An 18,103-nucleotide genomic window follows, 5' to 3' on the forward strand; every position below is an offset into this window, starting at 1 on the left:
CCCCTACACAAAGCTGGGACATGACCGCTGTGTAGGGTGGAGGTCGCTTTTTACCTCCACCAGGCGGAGTCGAGCCCGGCACTGCGGCAATGCCTGGACCCCGCATTGATGGGTTTCGCGGAGCTCTACCCATCCTACGAGTCTGAAGTCGCCCAGGGACATGACCGCTGTGTAGGGTGGAGGTCGCTTTTTACCTCCACCCAGCGGAGTCGAGCCCGGCACTGCGGCAATGCCTGGACCCCGCATTGATGGGTTTCGCGGAGTTCTGCCCATCCTACAAGTCTGAAGTCGCCCAAGGACATGACCGTTGCGTAGGGTGGAGGTCGCTCTTTACCTCCACCAGGCGGAGTCGAGCTTGGCACGCGGTAATGCCTGGGACTGCGCATTGATGGGTTTCGCTCCGCTCTACCCATCCTACGAATTGGCCCTGTAGGTCGGGTGCAACCCGACGCATGCGTCTTGAGCCCGTTTTTAACGCCGCGATGGCCACGCAGGTCGTTTTTCAACTGCCCCGGGCGGGGCGGGTGGGAATGGCGGCGTGATAGTGCTCCACCCGGTTGCGGCCCTGGTTCTTGGCCTCGTAGAGCGCCTTGTCCGCCAGGGACAGCAGGCGGTACAGCTCGTGCCCGGCCTGGGAGGAAGTGGCGATGCCGATGCTGACGCTGAGGCGGCCCGGTCCGAGCAGGTCGCTTTCGGCGAACTCGCGGCGGATGCGCTCGGCCACCAGGGTGGCGGTGGCGGCGTCGGCATCGCTCAGCAGGCAGGCGAATTCCTCGCCACCGATGCGCCCGAACACGTCGTGCTTGCGCATGCGCGCGGTGGTCACCGCGCAGAAGGCCATCAGCACTTCGTCCCCGGCCGAGTGGCCGAAGGTGTCGTTGAGGCGCTTGAAGTTATCCAGGTCGCAGAGCAGCAGCGCCACCGATTCCTTGCGCGCCGCGCAGCCCTTGAGCAGCGTCTCGCCGGAGGTCATGAAGGCGCGGCGGTTGCCGATGCCGGTGAGCGGGTCGCTGAAGGCGGCGTGCTTGTACTGCAGCTCGGCGCGCTCCTTGACCATGGCCAGGGTGACGAAGGCCATGCCGATGCCGTAGAGCAGCGTCTCGAACACCATCACCGCGAAGAAGCCGGTGCTCTGTCCGTCCACCGCCGCCTGGAAGGGCACGCCGCGGTCGATCACCAGACGCACGCCGTAGGTGACGAAATGGATCAGGTGCAGCGCCAGCGCCGGTTTGACCGACACCTGCAGCTCACGCCGGGCGCGCCACAGCTCGAACGCGGCGAGCAGGGTGTAGGACAGGGTCATCGCCGTGCTGGCGAAGACCCGCAGCGGTAGCGATTCGTAGAAGGCCGGCACGGCGCACAGCCCGGCCCACAGCAGCGGCCCGGCGAGTATTCCCGGCAGGTACGCGCGGCGCCCAGCGAACACGCGCATGGCGGTCCAGTTCATGGCGCAGCTGAACTGCAGCACGATATTGCCGAGCAGGATGGGCACCAGGTCGATGTTCATCCCGCGCAGGCTGCCCAGCACCGTGGCCAGGGCGCCAAGCAGGAGCATCAGGCTCAGGTAGCCGAGGGTGGGTTCCGGGCTGCCCCGGCGCCAGGCGCGGCCGGCCAGCAGGCCGAGCAGCACGAGGATGTAGACGTCCACCAGCACCAGGGTGGGGATGTTCAGTGCCATGACGCCACTCCATGGCGAACGATCGCCGCCCCGGAGAGGGTCGGCGGGCTGGAGTGACGAGCGAGGGCGCGCATGGTGATACCGGAAAGGGCAGCGAATGAAAATGTGACTCGCGTCGCACTTTACGCGTAACCGTGTGCGCCCGCCACGGCCTGCCGTCGGCCAATGGCCAGCCGCCATTCACAGCCGCATCAGCAATGCCTCCAGGGCCACCTGGGGCTGCAGCTTCCACACCGCATAGCTGAGCGGAATCATCTCCAGGCCGGCGCGTGCCAGGACCTGGTAGCGCTCCAGGTCGAAGACGTCTTCGCTGGCGCCGGGGTAGCCGATCAGGTCGATGGCCAGCACCCGCTCGCCGCGCTGGCAGAACAGGTCCAGGCAATGCCCGGCCACCGGGTAGCCGGACCAGACGCGCACGCCCTGCCCTTGCAGCGCCTCCGCCACCTGCTGCTGGAAGGCATCCACCGCCTGGCCGCCGTGGTCATGGCCCTGGCCCTGTTCCAGGCGCTCCAGGTAGCGCCGCAGCAGGTGACCGGGGGCGAGCTGCCGTTCATCGCCGCTGAACAGCAACATCTGGTGCTCGCGGGCGCGGGTGATGGCGACGTTGAACATGTCTTCGCGGTTGAGGTAGTGGGCGGCCTGGGCGCCGGCAGCGTCGAGGGCGAAGCTGAGGATCATCAGGTCGCGCTCCTCGCCCTGGAAGCCGTAGGGCGTGGCCACGCGCACGCGGAACTGCGCCAGCAACTCGCCCGGCAGGCGCTCGGCGAGCAGGCGGCGCAGGTGTTCCACCTGGTCGCGGAAGGGCGAGAGCAGGCCGACACTGGGCTTGATCTGGCTGTCACGGTAGCGGCCCACATGCTCTTCGAGCAGCGCCAGGGCGCGCTCCGCCTCCACCGGGTTGTGCCCGGCCGGCACGCGCTGGCCTTCCAGCCGATGCAGGCTGAGGCTTTCGGCGGCGACCTGCTCGGGGCGCTCCTTCATCACCCGGATACGGCCGTTGTAAAAGGCCTCGTTGCTGAAGCGGATCAGCGCCGGGCGGCCACGGAAGTGTTCGTCGAGAAAGGTCAGCGCACGCTGGCTGGCCAGGCGCTCGCCCACCAGGTCGAGCAGGCTGTTGTCGCGGTAGCTCCAGGCCTGCTGGTCGCTCTCCGGCAGTTCGGCACGCTGCAGCAGCTGGCGCTCCTGGGCGCGGGAGAGGAAGGACACATGGCGCAGCTGGCGGCTGTCACCGGCCACCACCGCGCGCTTGCAACGCTGCAGGGCCGGCAGTGCGCTGGCGATGTCGCACTGGGTGGCTTCGTCGATCACCAGTACGTCGAACAGCCCCTCGCGCAGCGGCAGCACCTTGTGCAGGTCGTCCAGGCTCACCACCCAGATGGGGAAGGCGGCGAGCAGGCGCGCCGGGTCGAGTTCGTCGAACAGCGATTGCTGGCGCTGCGAGCTGCGCGCGCGGATCGCCTGGTTGTAGCGCAAGAAGGTCTGCCGGTCGCTGTCCAGCAGGCGTTGCAGGCGCTCCACCCGCAGGCTGTCGATGTACTGCCGGCTGTGGGCCTCGCGGCGGCGCTGGCAGTCGCGCAGGTCGTCGAGTATCTGCCAGTGGCGCACGCTGCCGCGTACCCGTCGCTCGACCCAGGGCACCTGCAGCCAGCGCTGCCAGAAGGCCAGGGTGCCGCGCTCGGCGCGCACCAGCAGACCGCTCCAGCGCAGGGCCTGGCGGCTGCGTTTGTCGAAGGCCCGGGACAGCGCGGCCTCCTCGTCCAGCAGGTCTTTCAGTGCCCGCTGCTGGCGGGCCACGGCGCCCTCCTCCAGCGGCGGCAGTTCGCCCTGCAGCAGTTGGTCGAGGCGCGCACGCAGGGTGCGCAGCAGGGATTGCTCCTCCACCTGCAACACGCCGTCGCGCAGGCCGAGGTCATCACGCAGCTTGTCGGCGATCACCGTGACCGCCTGCTGGCTGCGGCTGACCAGCAGTACGCTCTCGCCCTGCAGGTGGCGGTCCAGGGCCAGGGCAGCCAGGGTGTAGCTCTTGCCGGTGCCGGGTGGCCCAGCGACGAAGCTCAGGGGGTAGCGGGTGGCGTTGGCCAGGGCCTGGCGCTGGGCCAGGCTGAGGGATGCCGGCAGGGCTTCCGGACGGCTGGGGCTGCCGAGGGTCGCGCCCACTTCACCGCCCGCCTCAGCCCCCGCGTCTTCACCCAGCAACTGCCGCAGGGCCGGCGAATGACGCTCCGCTGCCTGTAGCAGTTGCAGTTCATGGAGGATGCCGCGGCTGCCGGCACCGCGCTCGGCCAGTGCCACCAGTGCCGCCGAACGCAGCGACAGGCGCTGGGCAGCCATGGCCTTCTTCAGGGGCGCGGCGTCTTCCAGGGCGGGGAAGGCGGTGGCCGGGAGCACCTCGCCGACCACGGTGAAGCGTTGCAGCCAGGCCATCAGGTCGGCCAGGTAGTGATCGTCCAGCGCGCCGCTGGGCAGCGGCAGGCTTTCCAGCCCCTGCTCGGCATCGGTCTTGAGCAGTTGGCGCAGCAGGCGGCGGTTGAGCTGGGGCTGGGCCAGGTCGATGGCCAGGCTCGGTGGCGCGCCCTCGCCGAGGCTTTCCAGACGCGCTTCGAAATACACCAGCGGCGCGCAGTGGCGCACCGCCTTGCCCTCGGCATCGCTGCGCCGCCCGCATACCGGCAGCACGCCGTAGATCAGCTGCAGCTCGCGCTGGTAGAGGCTCTGCTGTTGCAACAGGTGCTCGCCCAGCTCGGCGGAGAGCGCGGCGAAGGGCATGGCACCGCTGGCCAGTTCCTCGCGCCCGTCCAGCCAGCCCCAGCGCTCGGCCTTGAAGGTGCTGACATCGTCCAGTTGCAGTTCGCGGCTATCGGCCTGGTAGCAGGCGCGGTAGAAGGACAGGCGTTTCGCGATCGACGGCATGGGGCGTCCCGAGGCGGTTTCCAGCGGCGCATTGTGCCGGAATCAGGGGGTTGGGCTGAATCGGTTGGTGCGTGTTTTGGCGATGGGTTGGGGATTGGGGCGTTCGGGAGCGTCGAGGCAGCGGGGTGAAAGCGGTGGGCTGAAGCGGAGCGCCGCCCGGCCCACCCTACGCGCTGCCCCCTAGGTCGCCCCGGTACAAGCAGGCGGTTTCGAGCCTGGTACATCCGTGATGCCTGGGAGTCCGTATTGATGGGTTTCGTGCCTCTACCCATCCTACGAGAGCGGTGCCGCGCTCAATCAGCGCGGAGCATAGCGTTTCCACAGTTGTTCGAACTCGGCCTGGTAGCTGCCGACCAGGTGCGCGTTGTCGATCACCAGCAGGTTTTCCTCGTTGCTGGTGCTGGCGCTGCGGGTCCAGTTGAAGCTGCCGTTGAGCAACAGGCGGCCATCGAACAGGGCGAACTTGTGGTGCATGTGGAAGGGGCTGTCGTCGATGCGCAGGGGCACGCCGGCGGCCTGCAGCTGGCGGATGTCGCTGCCTTCGTCGAAGAGCTTCTCGTTGTCGCTGATCACCCGCACCGCAATGCCGCGCTGGTGGCAGGCGAGGATTTCGCTGCTGAGCTGGTCGTCGGAGATGGTGTAGACGCAGATGTCCACGCCCTGCCGTGCCTGCCGCAGCAGCTCGCGGATCTTGCGCCGGCATTCTTCGCCTGGGCTGAAGTGGGCGCTGGCGATGTTGCGCACCGGCGCGGCGCTGACGTCCAGGGTCTTGATCACCTGCTCCAGCCACTTCAGCGCCGGCAGGGTGTTGGCGGCGTCGGCCAGGGCCAACTCGCGCACCAGGTCGAAGGCGCGGTTGCGCAGGTAGCGCACCTGGTCCGGGCCCAGCTCGGTGCCCAGTTGGCGCAGTTCGTCGCGCTCCTCGTTGCTCAGCTTCAGGTCCAGCAGGCTGTCACGCAGCTGCTGATCGAGTCCGTCGAAATCCATGGAGCCTCCCTCTCTTCGGGTTGTTCGCCGGGCTGGCCAGCCCAGCGGGTCAGGACGATTCGCCACCCGGTGCCTTGCCGGCGCCCATCATCTCGCCCAGCTGGTTGAGGCGGTTGGAGATGTCGTTGATGCGGTGGTGGGTGCGCAGGTCGATGTCGATCTTCTTGTCCATCACCTTGATCAGCGGCAGGAAGCTGTTCTCCAGGCTCTCGGCCAGGCTGACCAGCACCTCGCGCACGCCCTGCTGGGCCGGGGCGACCACCTCGACCTCGAGGTTGGCCGGTTTCTGCACCAGCTTCTCCAGCCCGGCGAGCAGTTCCTGCCAAGGCACCTGGGCATCCGCCGGGGCCTCTTCCACGTCAGGCTGACGGGCGAGGCCGCGCACGCTTTCCACCAGGTCGTTGAGCTGGGCCACGACGCGGCCGCCAACGTCGGTGTCGCTGCCGCCCATGGACTTATTGCGCTGGAAGTCGCGCTTGATCTGCGCCCAGCGCTCGAGCTGTTCCGGGCTCTGGTTGCCGCGCAGCTCGGCGAGCTTGAGCAGGTTCTCCTCGGCGCCGGTGGTGAGCAGCTGCGACTCGCCCTGGTAGTGGTCGGCCAGCAGTTGCAGCAGCTCGGCGTCGTTCATCACGGCGGAGATCTTCTCCGCCATCTTGTTCATGTTGCGGTAGGAGCCCTGGAGCTTGAACGGTGGCTCGGTGCGGTACTGGTCGGCCTGGGCGGCGCTGGCGATGTACTGCTGGTTGACCTTGAGCACCACGTCGCGCACCTGCATCAGGCGTTGCAGGGTGGTGGTGATCTCGTTGATCTCGGCGCCGCTGTAGCTGTGGCTCAGCTCGTTGCTGGAGAAGGGCTTGCCCTCGGCCTTGGCGACGAAGCGATAGACATCGGCCATGTCGCGGGTGGCCAGGGGCGCCAGCACCGGGTTGGAGGTCAGGCCGTTCTCGATGTAGCTGAGGGAGAAGGCTTCCTGCATGCCGCCCAGGGTGTCGCCGAGGTTATAGATATCGGCACGGTTGGCGAGCATGTCGGGGATCTTGAACACGTCGCCGGACTCGGTGTACGGGTTGCCCGACATCACCACGCAGAACTTCTTGCCACGCATGTCGTAGGTCTTGGTACGGCCCTTCCACACGCCTTCGATGCGCCTGGTGCCGTCGCACAGCGAGATGAATTTCTGCAGGAATTCCGGGTGGGTGTGCTGGATGTCGTCGACATAGAGCATCACGTTGTTGCCCATCTCCAGGGCCAGGTTGAGCTTCTCCAGCTCCTGGCGCGAGGTGGCGTCCGGCGCCTGGGCCGGGTCCAGGGAGCGCACTTCGTGGCCCAGGGCCGGGCCGTTGATCTTCATGAAGATCAGCCCGAGGCGGTGCGCCACGTATTCCATCAGCGTGGTCTTGCCGTAGCCGGGGGGCGAGATGAGCATCAGCAGGCCCATCAGGTCGGTGCGCTTGTTCTCGCCCACGGTGCCCATCTGCTTGGCCAGGTTGTCGCCGATCACGCCCAGGTAGACGTCGTTGATCAGCTTGTTGCGCACGAAGGAGCTGAGCGGGCGCGGCTTGAATTCGGCCAGGCGCAGGGCATCGCGCTCGCGGCCGATGATGACCTGACGCAGCGCCTGGTAGCGCTGCAGCCCGGGCAGGAAATCCTCGCGGTGGCCGCGCAGGCGGGCGAAGAAGTCATCCACCGCCAGTTGCAGGCTGCGCTCGGCGATGCGCGGGTGCTCGCCCATGAGGTTGCCGACGGTGAAGCGCAGGTCGACCTCGGTGATGCGCCGCGGGAAGTCCTCGGCCAGCAGCGACAGGGCCACCGCCTCGGGGATGTAGTCGGCCAGGGCGGCATGCTCGCCCTCCGAGCACAGCCCCTGCAGCCAGTTGCTCGCCAGCGCCCATTGCGCCGCCGGGCGCTCGGCCAGGCGTGACAGGGCCTGCTGGTAGTCGTCCCACATGCGCGCGCCCTGCAGGCGCAGCTTGAGCGCCTCCTGCAGCTGGCGGGCGTATTTGCTGAAGGTGAATTCAATGCGTTCGGCGGCCAGTTCCTGCACCAGGTACTCGGCGGCTTCCGCCGGGGCGGCGGCGCCCAGCCCCAAGGGCTGCTCGACGAGGAAGGCCTGCATCGCGGCGAGGATTTCCGCCTGCAACTGCAGCAGGCCCTCGCGGCGGCCGAACAGCTGCTGGATGTGCCGGCTGGTACGGGCCCGCTCCGGCCATTGGGCGGCGGCTTCGTCGCTGCGGCGGATGTCCCAGAACAGGCTGGCGAAGGCCCGCGCCGGGGCGGCATGGCGCAGCAGCCCGGCGCTTTCGCGCAGCGGCAGCAGCTGGGCCAGGATGGCGGCGGCGTCGTGGTCGTGGATGCCCTTCTCGTAGCCTTCCTTGTAGCGCGGCGCGGCGAAGTCGCGGATCACCCGCGCCAGTTCGTCGGGCTGCCCCAGCAGTTGCTTGAGGCCGTCCAGGCTGAGGTTTTCCTGCCCGGCGTCGGCGGCGTCGAGCACCTGCCCGGCGAGGTATTCGGCGCGGTACAGCTGCGCGGATTCGGACTCCAGCGCCACCTGCCAGAAGGCCTTGAGGGCATCCAGCTCGGGGTCGCGCAGGGGTTCGAGGAAGTCGGTGCCGGTGAGGTGCAGGTGCAGCTCGTCGCCCCGGGGCATCAGGGTCAGGTCCAGCTCCTGGGTGTTGACGCTGAAGCGGTGGCGCGGGCCGAGCTTGATGACGTTGCCGCCCTCTTCGAACAGCTCGGTCTTGTCGCGCAGGGCACGCACCGCCTGGTCGCGGGCGCCCTTGAGGCGGGCCTCGACGTCATCGGCCTTGACGCTGTCCTTGAGCTCGCGCAGGCGCTCGGCCAGTTCGCGCAGCTTGAGGATCAGCGGGTCGGCGGCGAAGAAGGCGTTGAGCTCTTCGGCCTGGGTGAATTTCGCCGTTCGCCGGCCGAGGCTTTCGAGGATGCGCCGGGCCGCGTCGAGCAGGCCCTGGGCCTTGCGCTGGCGCTCGTCGAGCAGGGATTGCTTGTGCGCCTCGAAGGTTTCCAGCAGCTCTTCGCGCTTGGCGAGGATGTCGCCGAGGAACTGTTCGTGGTCGCCGAAGCGGCTCTCCAGTTCCTCCAGCTGCACCAGCAGGCGCGACAGCTGTTCGTCGCAGCGCTCCGGGTCCTGGGCCTGGCCCAGGGCGTTGGTGATGCCCTGGCTGAAGAGTTTGAACTGGGCACCGAACTGGGCCACGGTCTCGGTGGAACCCAGCCCCTTGCGCCGCTGCTCGGCGCGGGCCTTGGCCTGGTTGAGGCGGGCGTAGATCTCGGAGATGGATTCGATGATGCGGGTGCGCTGGGTGGCGTCGTCGATCTGCAACGAGGCCATCAGGCTGGAGAGCATGTCGAGGTCGGCGGCCATGGCCTGCAGCGCGGCCAGGGGCTCGGCCAGCTGGGCCACGGTCTCGGCCGTCTGCGCCTCGGCGTCGAGGGCCTCCAGGCGGGCGACGAAGGGCTGCAGCGCCTGCTCGCTGGCAAGGAAGCCGGCGGTGGCGGCGGCAGTGCGTTCCTGGGCCTTGAGCAGCTCGGCTTCCATGGCGTCGATGCGCGCCACGTCTATGTAGCGGTAGTCGCGGATGGTCAGCAGCAGGCCGCGCTGGGCGGTGATGCCGTTGAGGGCATCGACGAAGCTCTGCACCTGGTCCCAGCTGTCCGGCAGCAGGCCGTCGAGCAGGGCTTTCTGTTTCTCTTCGGCGCCGACCATGGCCTGGTCGGACTGGCGGCGGATGCTCTCGACCTTCTCGTATTCGTCGAGCACCAGCTCGGCGGTGGCGGCCACTTCGCGCAGCAGCGGCGCCAGGCCTTCCAACTGGTCGCTGCCGAGCCAGTGGTAGACGTCGAACAGGCGGCGGGTGTTCTGGCACAGCTGGGAGTAGCGCTGCACCGAGACCGCGGGGGTTTCGATCTCGCGGCTGAGGTCGTAGAGGTCGGAGACGCCACGCACCAGTTCGGCGTTGCCGATGCGCCCGAGGAAGCCACTGCGGGCCGGCTGGCGGGCGGCGTATTCCTCGGTGAAGAAGGGGGTCTGCCAGACCTGCATCGGGTGGATACGGGTGGGCTCGTCGCCCTCGGCGGCGAAGATCACCATGCGCCCGTCTTCCAGGCGCGCGTAGCCGTGGCCGAACAGCGGGTTCTGCAGCTGGCGGTTGATCATGTTGTAGGTGAGCAGCACCGCCCGCCCCTGTTCGGGGTGGTAGAAGATGTACTGCACGTCCTCGCCGTTGGGCGAGCGCACGGCACGCTTGAAGCGCATGCCGTCCATGGATTGCTCGAAGGTCTTGTACTCGCCGTTCTGCAGGTAGTAACCGCCGGGGAAGATGATGCCGTGGTCTTCCGGCAGCTGGACGCAGGCCAGGCCGATGGCGTCGATGCGCTCGACCTTGCGGGTGAGGCTGTTGAACACCAGGTAGCGCCACTGCTCCTCACGATAGGGCAGCACCTTGAGCAGGATCAGGCTGCCGAGGCGGGCGAACTCCACCTGGGCATCGTCGAGGGACTGCGTCTTGTCGAGCACCTCCTCGCGGTAGATGCCGAGGCCGTCCTCGGTGTTGTTCTCGACCTTGATGGTGAGGTCACCGCCGATGGTTTCGACGAACACCGTGTCGAGGATGTTCAGGTGCGGGAAGCGCCCCTGTACCACCATGTCGCGGGTGGCCTTCTTCCATTCGAAGTCGAAGGGCGCCGGCAGGGCGATGTCGCGCTCGCCACGGTTGTCGATGTAGCGCACATCGCGGCCGTCGGCGGAAATGGACCAGCGGAACACGCGGATGTCGGTGATGCGCTCGCCGATCTGGAAGCTCGCCAGCAACTTGCCGTCGCGGATGGCCAGCTGCAGCAGGCGGGTGTTCTTGTAATAGGTGTAGAGCTCGTTGAAGTCGTTGACGAAGCCCTGGGCCGCGAGGAACGAACCCTCCAGCGGCACCGGCTCGGCTTCGTAGCCCTCGCCCTCCTCCACCAGGCGGTAGAGGGAGAACACGTCGGCGACGTGGGTCTCCTTCTTCAGGCCGATGAAGACGTTGTAGCCGAACAGCAGGCAGTCGCCGACCTGGACGATGTCGCGGGCGATGCAGTTGTTCTCGGTGCGGATGCGCACCCGGCCGACCACTTCCATGCGGCTGTTGCCGAACTCTTCCAGGCGCTTCTGGTTGAGGGACTCGGTGGTCTGCCGCAGGCGTTGCCCCTGGTCCAGCAGGCGCTTGTGCAGCACCTCGTAGGCGCCGCCTTCGGCGACGGCCTTGTCCAGTACATCCTGAGCGGGGGTTGCGGCTTGGGCATCCGACATCGTGGTCTTCCTGAATCTGCGCTGTCTGCAAGCGAGGCGCCCCCACGCGGCGGTGGGGGCTGGGGGTGTGGGGCGTGGAGCGGTTAGGCGCCGATCTTCCGGGCGACTTCGGCGACCTTCTCGCGCATCGCCGGGTCGAGCTCCTCGGGCTTGATATGCGCGATGATCTTCTTCAGCACGCGGATTTCGTTCTCATCGATCACGCCGTCACGCTCGGCGATGGCCAGCAGCGAGCCCAGCTCGTGCACGTCCAGCCGGCCGTCGTTGGCGAAGCAGTGGATCGAGCGGAAGGACAGTTCCAGATAATCCCTGGGTTCGGACATGACATGTTCCCTGTTCATTCGTGGGGTTCAGGCACCCGGGTGCACCGGGTGCCTGGCGGTTTGAGGCAGGCCTTCGTCAGGCGCCGGCGACCGGGTCCTGGGGCTCAGCCTTGGCCGGTGCGGCGACGGCAGCGGCAGCGGCAGGCGCCGACTTGCCGTTGAGCAGGCGGGCGAGCACGTCCTGCACCACCGGGCTCTTGCCCACCACACCTTCGATGGCCTTGCCCACGGAGAGCGACTTGGCGAAGGAGTTGAAGAAGTCGCCTTCGCCGCCGACGATCTCGATCTTCGCCTTGCCCAGCGCGGTGGCGAGCACCTCGGCCTGGTCCTTGGCGATGTCCTTGTTGGCGGCGATGGCGGCCATGGCCTCCTCGAAGCTCTTCTCCAGCTGCATGCGGAATTCCTCGTGCTGGCGAGCGCTGTCGCTGAGGGCATCCAGGGCACCGAACTTCTTGCCCAGGCCTTCGGCTTCGGCGTTGAGGCGCTGCAGCAGGATTTCCGCTTCCGCCGAACCCAGGTCCTTGGTGGCCTTGGCCTTGGCGGCGCCGAGCTGTTCCTCGCCACGTGCCTGGGCACCCAGCTTCTCTTCCAGAACCTTGGCTTCGGCCAGGCCGTCTTTCTCCTTGGCAGCCGCGGCGGCTTCCAGCACGCGGGCATCGGCCAGGCCTTTCTCCTGCTCGCCGCGGGCCTCGGCAATCAGTTGCTCGGCGCGTACGCGGGCTTCGGCGAGGCCTTCCTTCTCCTTGGCGGCGGCGGTGACTTCCAGCACCCGCGCATCGGCCAGGCCGGGGGCGGCGCGCTCGGCCTCGATGCCTTCGGCCAGGCGTTTCTTGGCTTCGGCCTGCTTGGCCGCGGCTTCCAGCTCGGCCTGGGCCAGGTTGTTGATTTCCACGGCCTTGTGCTTGGAGCGGGTTTCGTCGGCTTCGGCCTGCTTGACCTGGCGCACCAGCTCCTGCTCGGCTTCGGCTTGCGCCTGGAGCACGATGACCTGCTTGGCGCGCTCGGCCTCGGAGATCTCACGCACTTCCTTGATGCGCTCTTCTTCCTGGGCCACGGTCTTCTCGACGGCGACGCGGTCGCGGATCACGTTGGCGATGTTCTTGCGCTGTTCTTCCAGCGCCTTTTCCTTCTCGATGCGCTGCAGCTCGACCTCGCGCTCGCGGGCGACCACTTCCAGGTCCTTGGCCCGGGTGACCTTCTCCACCTCGATGACCACGGCGCGCTGGCGGTTCTGCTGGGCCACTTCCACTTCGCGCTGGTGGTTCTCGACGCGCACGTCGATTTCCTGCTGCGCCTGGATGCGGGCCTGCTCGGCCTTGAGGCGTTCCTCTTCCTTGACCTTGGCGGTCTCGGCTTCCTCGCGGGCGCGGATGGTCTCGATCTCGCGCTTCTGCCGGGCCTCGGCGTCGGCCTGCTGGCGTTCCAGGGCCAGGGCGGCTTCGCGGGTCTCGACGTTCTTCTTCTGGATCGCCAGCTCTTCGTTGCGCTCCAGTTCGTTGGTGATGACGTTCTGCGCGGCGGTCAGCTCGGTGATCTTGCGGATGCCTTCGGCGTCGAGGATGTTGCTCGGGTCGAGGGAGTTCTTCGCGGTCTGCTCCAGGTAGTCGATGGCGACGTCTTCGAGCACATAGCCGTTCAGGTCGTTGCCGATCACTTCGATGATGCGGTCGCGGAAGTCCTGGCGGTTCTCGAACAGCTGGACGAAGTCGAACTGCTTGCCGACGGTCTTCAGCGCCTCGGAGAACTTGGCGTTGAACAGCTCGTTCACCGCGGCGCGGTCGGAAGCACGCTCGACGCCGATGGCCTTGGCCACCTTGAGCACGTCTTCCTGGGTTTCATTGACGCGCAGGTAGAAGGCCACGGTGATGTCGGCGCGCATGTTGTCGCGGCAGATCAGCCCGTCCTTGGCGCGGCGGTCCACTTCCAGGGTGATCAGCGAGATGCGCATGAACTCCTTGAGGTGGATGACCGGGTACACCAGGGCGCCGGTGAAGTGCACCTTGGGCGTGGAGGACATGTCGTTGACGATCAGCGCGGTGCCCTGGGGAACCTTGATGTAGAAGGCCTTGAACAGGGCCAGGATGCCGACCACGAACAGGACGACGAGTCCGAGCACGGTCAGGAAGGGCATCACCCACTCGATGTTGTTCATTTGCAATCACTCTCCTTTGATGCTGAGGCGCACCGGGTCAGATGCCCCGGAATTCGTCCTCGGTGATGACCCGATAGGCGTGCTGCGCCTCCAGGTATTCCAGTAATACGACGCGGTCGCCACGCTTGAAGCCCTTGGCCTCCTCGGCGCGGACCTTGAGGATCAGCCCGGCGCCACCGTCTTCGAGCACGGCTTCGCCATGCTCCAGGGTGACGCGGCCGCTGCGGATCACCGCGGTCTGGCCGAGCACGCTCTTGCTGGTGACGGCCTCCGCCTTGTGGAACAGCGGCCGCAGCGGGCTGCAGATGAGCGCCGCCACGGGCAGCGACAGGCCCAGCGCAACGACGGCCACCACCAGGCCCAGCGGGTAGCGCAGGAGGCCCAGGGGCAGGTGGCTGAGGACCAGGAGTTCGGCGAAATAACTGAGGAACCAGGAGCCGGCGAACAGCAGGCTGAGCACCAGGGTGACCGGTACGCCGTTGAGCTTGAGCTTCGACAGCAGGGCAGCGACGCCATCGCCGGCGAGCAGCGAGTCGGCCTCGACGTCCAGCAGGTCGACCTCCACCAGCCCGAGCGCGACGATCGCCCAGTAGATGATGGCCAGGCACAGCAGGAAGCTGAATAGCACGGTGGGGAACGACAGTGCGGTCTGCAGGAAGATGTCCATCGCTTTCCTATCCCTGAAAAGGCTGGACGGAGCCGAGCAGCTCCGCCCGTTCAACGGTGAATCAGGACTTGCCCTTGTCCTTCAGGCGGGCCAGCACGCTGTCGGCGCTGGTGCCGTCGGCGACGATGCCGGCTGCACGCAGCTTGGCATCGAGGTCATCGTCCGGGCTGCTGGTGGCGGCCAGTTCGGCTGCCGCCTCCAGTTTCGCCGCGCGCTCGGCCTGCTGGCGCTTGATGCGCTCCAGCGATTCGACGGCAGTGTGCAACTTGGTCTGCGAGCCGCTGTAGCGCTGGGCCACGGCCATCTGCGCCTTCTGCACGCTCTCGGTGGCCTTGACGGTATCCACCTGTTGTTTCAGATGCTTGATGTTGCCTTCGGCCTGGGTCACCGCCTTGCGCAACTGGGCAACGTTGGCGGCGAAACCGGCGACCTGCTCGCGCTCCACAAGCAGTTCGTTCTCCAGGTTGGCGATCTTCTCCGCCACTTCCTTGGCCAGGGCTTCGTTGCCCGCTTCCAGGGCCTTCAGCGCGTAGGCTTCGTACTCGCCTACCTTGGCGGCGCATTTGCCGGCACGGTCCTCGGCCAGTTTCTGCCGCGCCATGATCTCGGCCAGGGCTTCCTTGGACTTGCGCAGCTCCAGGTCGGCATCGCGAATCTCCTGGTCGAGGATACGCAGGGCCTGGCTGTCGACAATGGCCTCACCGGCTTCGTTGACACCGCCACGCAGGGCGGCCAGCAGCTTGCTCCAAACGTTCATGTGCATCCTCCAGGTCAGGCCTGAGCCTTCAGATAGGCTTCGTAGGCTTCGGTGGCCCGAATCACGTTGCTGGCGAGGGTTTCGATCTCGTAGACCACGTTGGACAGGATCGAGGTGGCGCTCAGGGCACCGAACATGGTGTAGCAACGCTCACCGCCGGGCAGCGTCTCCAGGCCGATGCTGGAAAGCGGGAACAGCTGGCGGCTGAGCAGCACTTCTTCGTTGAAGGCCACCAGGTCGGTGACTTCGCTCTGCGGCCAGAGCAGCGCCTCGACGATGATCTGCTCACCGTGCAGGGCGACGAACAGCGGCAGGTCGCCGTATTCATGCATGGTGACGTGCAAGCTCGGTTCGGCGCCTTCGATCAGCTCGATGCCGGCATCGCCACGGGTGAAGAGCTCGGTCGCGGCCAAGGCCTCGCAGAGCGCACGCGCATTCCAGATCTGAGGCATTTCCATGACCCCCTCCTTTTCCAGATTGACCGGCCCTGGCTGGGGCTGGCGCAGCTTGCGTTCAACCGCCAGAAGCGCCTGGGCGTTCTCCGGCAGTATCCAGACTTCCTTTTTCACCAGCCCCTGATCACGCAGGCGCTGGCGGAACAAACGTTGGTAATGGGCGGATGACTTGTTTTGCATGGGCGCAGAATAATTCATCACATGTAAGCTTTCAATACATCACATGTGATATTTGCGAGCCCCTGCAAAAGGCGCGCAGCACTAAGCCCCGAAGCGGGTCGGGAGGGTTCTGGAAGGGTGTGGGGATGAGCGCCGAGCATGAGGACCTGTCCCTGGTTTCCGATGTGCGCGATGGGTATCGCCAGGGATTAGAACCCCGTGACGTCCCCTTGGAAAGCGGACAGGGACCGAAGACCGACGTGTTTCACGAAAAAGCAGCCGGCGGACGGCTGCACTGCAACGGGGCAATGGTCTAGGCTACGCGGGATTTTTCCCTGCCCCACGGATGTGCCATGGATACCCTCGCCAAGCCCCTCGCCGGATTGAAAGTCATCGAACTCGGCACCCTGATCGCCGGCCCCTTCGCCTCGCGCCTGTGCGCCGAGTTCGGCGCCGAGGTGATCAAGGTCGAGTCCCCCGATGGCGGCGACCCGCTGCGCAAGTGGCGCAAGCTTTACGAGGGCACCTCGCTCTGGTGGTTCGTGCAGGCGCGCAACAAGAAGTCGCTGACGCTCAACCTCAAGCACCCGGACGGCATCGCCATCCTCAAGCAACTGCTGGGCGAGGCGGACATCCTTATCGAGAACTTCCGCCCCGGCGTGCTGGAGAAGCTCGGCCTCGGCTGGGAGGTGATCCACGCACTGAACCCGAAGCTGGTGATGGTGCGTCTCTCCGGCTTCGGCCAGAGCGGGCCGATGAAGGACCAGCCGGGCTTCGGTGCGGTGGGCGAATCCATGGGCGGGCTGCGCTACATCACCGGCTTCGAGGACCGCCCGCCGGTGCGCACCGGCATCTCCATAGGCGACTCCATCGCCGCGCTCTGGGGCGTGATCGGCGCGCTCATGGCGCTGCGTCACCGCGAGGTCAACGGCGGCCAGGGCCAGGTGGTGGACGTGGCGCTGTACGAGGCGGTGTTCGCCATGATGGAAAGCATGGTCCCGGAGTTCGACGTGTTCGGCTTCATCCGCGAGCGCAGCGGCAACATCATGCCCGGCATCACCCCCTCCTCCATCCACACCAGCGCCGACGGCCGCCACGTACAGATCGGCGCCAACGGCGATGCGATCTTCCGCCGCTTCATGCTGGCCATCGACCGCGAGGACCTGGCCACCGACCCGAGCCTGGCCAGCAACGATGGCCGCGATGCGCGCCGCGACGAGCTCTACGGGGTAATCGACCGCTGGGTGGGCTCGCTGCCCCTGGACCAGGTGCTGGCGACCCTGACCCGCGCCGAGGTGCCGGCCAGCCGCATCTACTCCGCCGAAGACATGTTCAACGACCCGCAATTCATCGCCCGGGAGATGTTCCTCCAGGCCCGCCTGCCGGACGGCAAGCCCTTCCGCATGCCCGGCATCGTGCCCAAGCTCTCGGCGACGCCGGGCTCGGCCGAATGGGTCGGCCCGGAGCTGGGCGAGCACACCGCCGAGCTGCTCGCCGGCCTCGGCTACGACGCGGGACGCATCGACACCCTGCGCAAGGAAGGCGCCATCTGAACCGCAGCACGCCACCCACCTTGCGGCACGCCCCATCGCTGCGCGCCCGCCTGCGCCGCGCCCTGCTCGGTTGCGCGCTGCTGGGCGCAGCCGGCGCCTGCCTGGCCGAGCCCGCCCCGCTGATCACCTGGACGGTGCGCGACATGGCGCCGTTCAACATCATGGAGGGCCCGCTCAAGGGCCAGGGCATCGCCGACCGCATGCTCGGCCTGTTGCAGCAGCGGCTACCGCAGTACCGCCACCTCAACAGCCGGGTCAACCGCGCCCGGGCCAACCAGATGTTCGCCCGCGACACCCTCACCTGCGACGCCGGGGTGCTGAGGACCCAGGAGCGCGAACAGCTGATGTACTTCTCCATCCCCACCCTGGGCGTGGTCACCAACGGCGTGGTGGTGCGCCAGGAGCGGGAGGCGCAGATGCGGCCCTTCCTGCACGACGGCAAGATCGACCTGGCGGCCTTTCTCGCCGACTCGCACCAGCGCCTCGGCGTGCTGGTGGAGCGCAGCTACGGGCCGGCGATCGATGCCACGCTGCATGCCGCCCCGCCCGAACGCCTGCTGGTGCACCACGGCAACAACGCCCTGGGCAGCCTGTTGCAGATGCAGGAGCACGGCCGCATCAGCGCACTGCTCGGCTACTGGCCCGAGGTGCGCTACCTGGCCGAGACCGAGGGCATGGAGGTCTCCAACCTGCGCTTCTACCCGGTGCAGGGCATGCCCAGCTACCTGCTGGCCCATGTCGGCTGCTCGAAGACGCCCGAAGGCAAGAAGGCCATCGAGGCGATAAACGAGGTGATCCGCGAGCTGCGCGGCGAGGAGCTGATCCAGCTCTACGCCCGCTGGCTGGACGGCCCCACCCGCGAGGCCTACCTGAAGGACGCCAAGGGCTTTTTCGAGAAGGATTGAGTCCCAAAACTATGCTGCCGGAGGGTTTTGAGCCCAGCTGAGTGCCGAGCCTTGCTGATGCGTTGCTATAGATTCGATGCGCTCCCCTCAAGCACGGCGCTTTCCGGGGTTCTTCAGGATTTCTGCAACTCCGCGCGATGGGTTTCGCTTCGCTCGCGGAACGCCGCCCGACACATCCTACGAAAGCCGCTGCGACGCAGCGCGCACCGCGAGTGATGCGCACATCGATCGACAAACGCGACCTGACGCACATCT

At 67.0% G+C, this 18,103-nt stretch carries 11 protein-coding genes; 2 read left to right on the plus strand and 9 right to left on the minus strand.

Annotation, left to right across the window (positions count from 1 at the left end; genetic code table 11):
• Positions 1 to 502: 502 nt before the first annotated feature.
• From PI990_RS25445 to bacA, 9 genes are all read right to left on the minus strand, one after another.
• Positions 503 to 1,678: a GGDEF domain-containing protein gene (locus PI990_RS25445; RefSeq protein WP_271658856.1), complete on the minus strand. Its 1,176-nt coding sequence runs from the start codon at positions 1,676 to 1,678 to the stop codon at positions 503 to 505.
• Positions 1,679 to 1,858: 180 nt separating this feature from the next.
• Complete coding sequence (locus PI990_RS25450; protein WP_271658857.1) at positions 1,859 to 4,588, minus strand: AAA domain-containing protein; 2,730 nt, start codon at positions 4,586 to 4,588, stop codon at positions 1,859 to 1,861.
• A 297-nt stretch (positions 4,589 to 4,885) separates the two neighbouring features.
• The gene (locus PI990_RS25455) at positions 4,886 to 5,575 is read right to left on the minus strand and encodes a phospholipase D-like domain-containing protein (protein WP_021217059.1); all 690 of its coding nucleotides are present in this window, start codon (positions 5,573 to 5,575) and stop codon (positions 4,886 to 4,888) included.
• A gap of 49 nt (positions 5,576 to 5,624) precedes the next feature.
• Positions 5,625 to 10,877, minus strand: coding sequence for a DNA repair ATPase (locus PI990_RS25460; RefSeq protein ID WP_271658858.1), 5,253 nt, complete (start codon positions 10,875 to 10,877; stop codon positions 5,625 to 5,627).
• Positions 10,878 to 10,960: 83 nt separating this feature from the next.
• Positions 10,961 to 11,200 carry a hypothetical protein gene (locus PI990_RS25465; protein WP_021217061.1) on the minus strand — a complete coding sequence of 80 codons (240 nt, stop codon included), beginning with the start codon at positions 11,198 to 11,200 and terminating at the stop codon, positions 10,961 to 10,963.
• A gap of 76 nt (positions 11,201 to 11,276) precedes the next feature.
• Positions 11,277 to 13,352 (minus strand): hypothetical protein, encoded by a 2,076-nt coding sequence (locus PI990_RS25470; protein WP_442969301.1) that lies wholly within the window; start codon positions 13,350 to 13,352, stop codon positions 11,277 to 11,279.
• A 37-nt stretch (positions 13,353 to 13,389) separates the two neighbouring features.
• Positions 13,390 to 14,019: an OB-fold-containig protein gene (locus PI990_RS25475; RefSeq protein ID WP_043240232.1), complete on the minus strand. Its 630-nt coding sequence runs from the start codon at positions 14,017 to 14,019 to the stop codon at positions 13,390 to 13,392.
• A gap of 61 nt (positions 14,020 to 14,080) precedes the next feature.
• Positions 14,081 to 14,776: a PspA/IM30 family protein gene (locus PI990_RS25480; protein ID WP_043240230.1), complete on the minus strand. Its 696-nt coding sequence runs from the start codon at positions 14,774 to 14,776 to the stop codon at positions 14,081 to 14,083.
• A gap of 14 nt (positions 14,777 to 14,790) precedes the next feature.
• Positions 14,791 to 15,411 (minus strand): biofilm formation regulator BacA, encoded by a 621-nt coding sequence (gene bacA, locus PI990_RS25485; protein WP_271658859.1) that lies wholly within the window; start codon positions 15,409 to 15,411, stop codon positions 14,791 to 14,793.
• A gap of 332 nt (positions 15,412 to 15,743) precedes the next feature.
• Between bacA and PI990_RS25490 the strand changes: the two genes are divergently transcribed.
• A complete protein-coding gene (locus PI990_RS25490; protein ID WP_184487556.1) occupies positions 15,744 to 16,943 on the plus strand; it encodes a CaiB/BaiF CoA transferase family protein in 1,200 nt (399 codons plus the stop codon).
• A 20-nt stretch (positions 16,944 to 16,963) separates the two neighbouring features.
• Entirely contained in the window at positions 16,964 to 17,848 is an 885-nt protein-coding gene (locus PI990_RS25495; protein WP_271658860.1) for a TIGR02285 family protein, read from the plus strand.
• Positions 17,849 to 18,103 lie beyond the last annotated feature (255 nt).

This window comes from Pseudomonas sp. TUM22785 (assembly GCF_028198105.1).
GTDB lineage: Bacteria > Pseudomonadota > Gammaproteobacteria > Pseudomonadales > Pseudomonadaceae > Metapseudomonas > Metapseudomonas solani.

What these genes read in the sequence shown, in the direction of transcription:
- PI990_RS25475 (WP_043240232.1), bottom strand. Translation starts at nt 14,019, where the DNA reads ATGGACATCTTCCTGCAGACCGCACTGTCGTTCCCCACCGTGCTATTC.
- bacA (WP_271658859.1), bottom strand. Translation starts at nt 15,411, where the DNA reads ATGCAAAACAAGTCATCCGCCCATTACCAACGTTTGTTCCGCCAGCGC.
- PI990_RS25445 (WP_271658856.1), bottom strand. Translation starts at nt 1,678, where the DNA reads ATGGCACTGAACATCCCCACCCTGGTGCTGGTGGACGTCTACATCCTC.
- PI990_RS25450 (WP_271658857.1), bottom strand. Translation starts at nt 4,588, where the DNA reads ATGCCGTCGATCGCGAAACGCCTGTCCTTCTACCGCGCCTGCTACCAG.
- PI990_RS25470 (WP_442969301.1), bottom strand. Translation starts at nt 13,352, where the DNA reads ATGAACAACATCGAGTGGGTGATGCCCTTCCTGACCGTGCTCGGACTC.
- PI990_RS25490 (WP_184487556.1), top strand. Translation starts at nt 15,744, where the DNA reads ATGGATACCCTCGCCAAGCCCCTCGCCGGATTGAAAGTCATCGAACTC.
- PI990_RS25465 (WP_021217061.1), bottom strand. Translation starts at nt 11,200, where the DNA reads ATGTCCGAACCCAGGGATTATCTGGAACTGTCCTTCCGCTCGATCCAC.
- PI990_RS25460 (WP_271658858.1), bottom strand. Translation starts at nt 10,877, where the DNA reads ATGTCGGATGCCCAAGCCGCAACCCCCGCTCAGGATGTACTGGACAAG.
- PI990_RS25480 (WP_043240230.1), bottom strand. Translation starts at nt 14,776, where the DNA reads ATGAACGTTTGGAGCAAGCTGCTGGCCGCCCTGCGTGGCGGTGTCAAC.
- PI990_RS25455 (WP_021217059.1), bottom strand. Translation starts at nt 5,575, where the DNA reads ATGGATTTCGACGGACTCGATCAGCAGCTGCGTGACAGCCTGCTGGAC.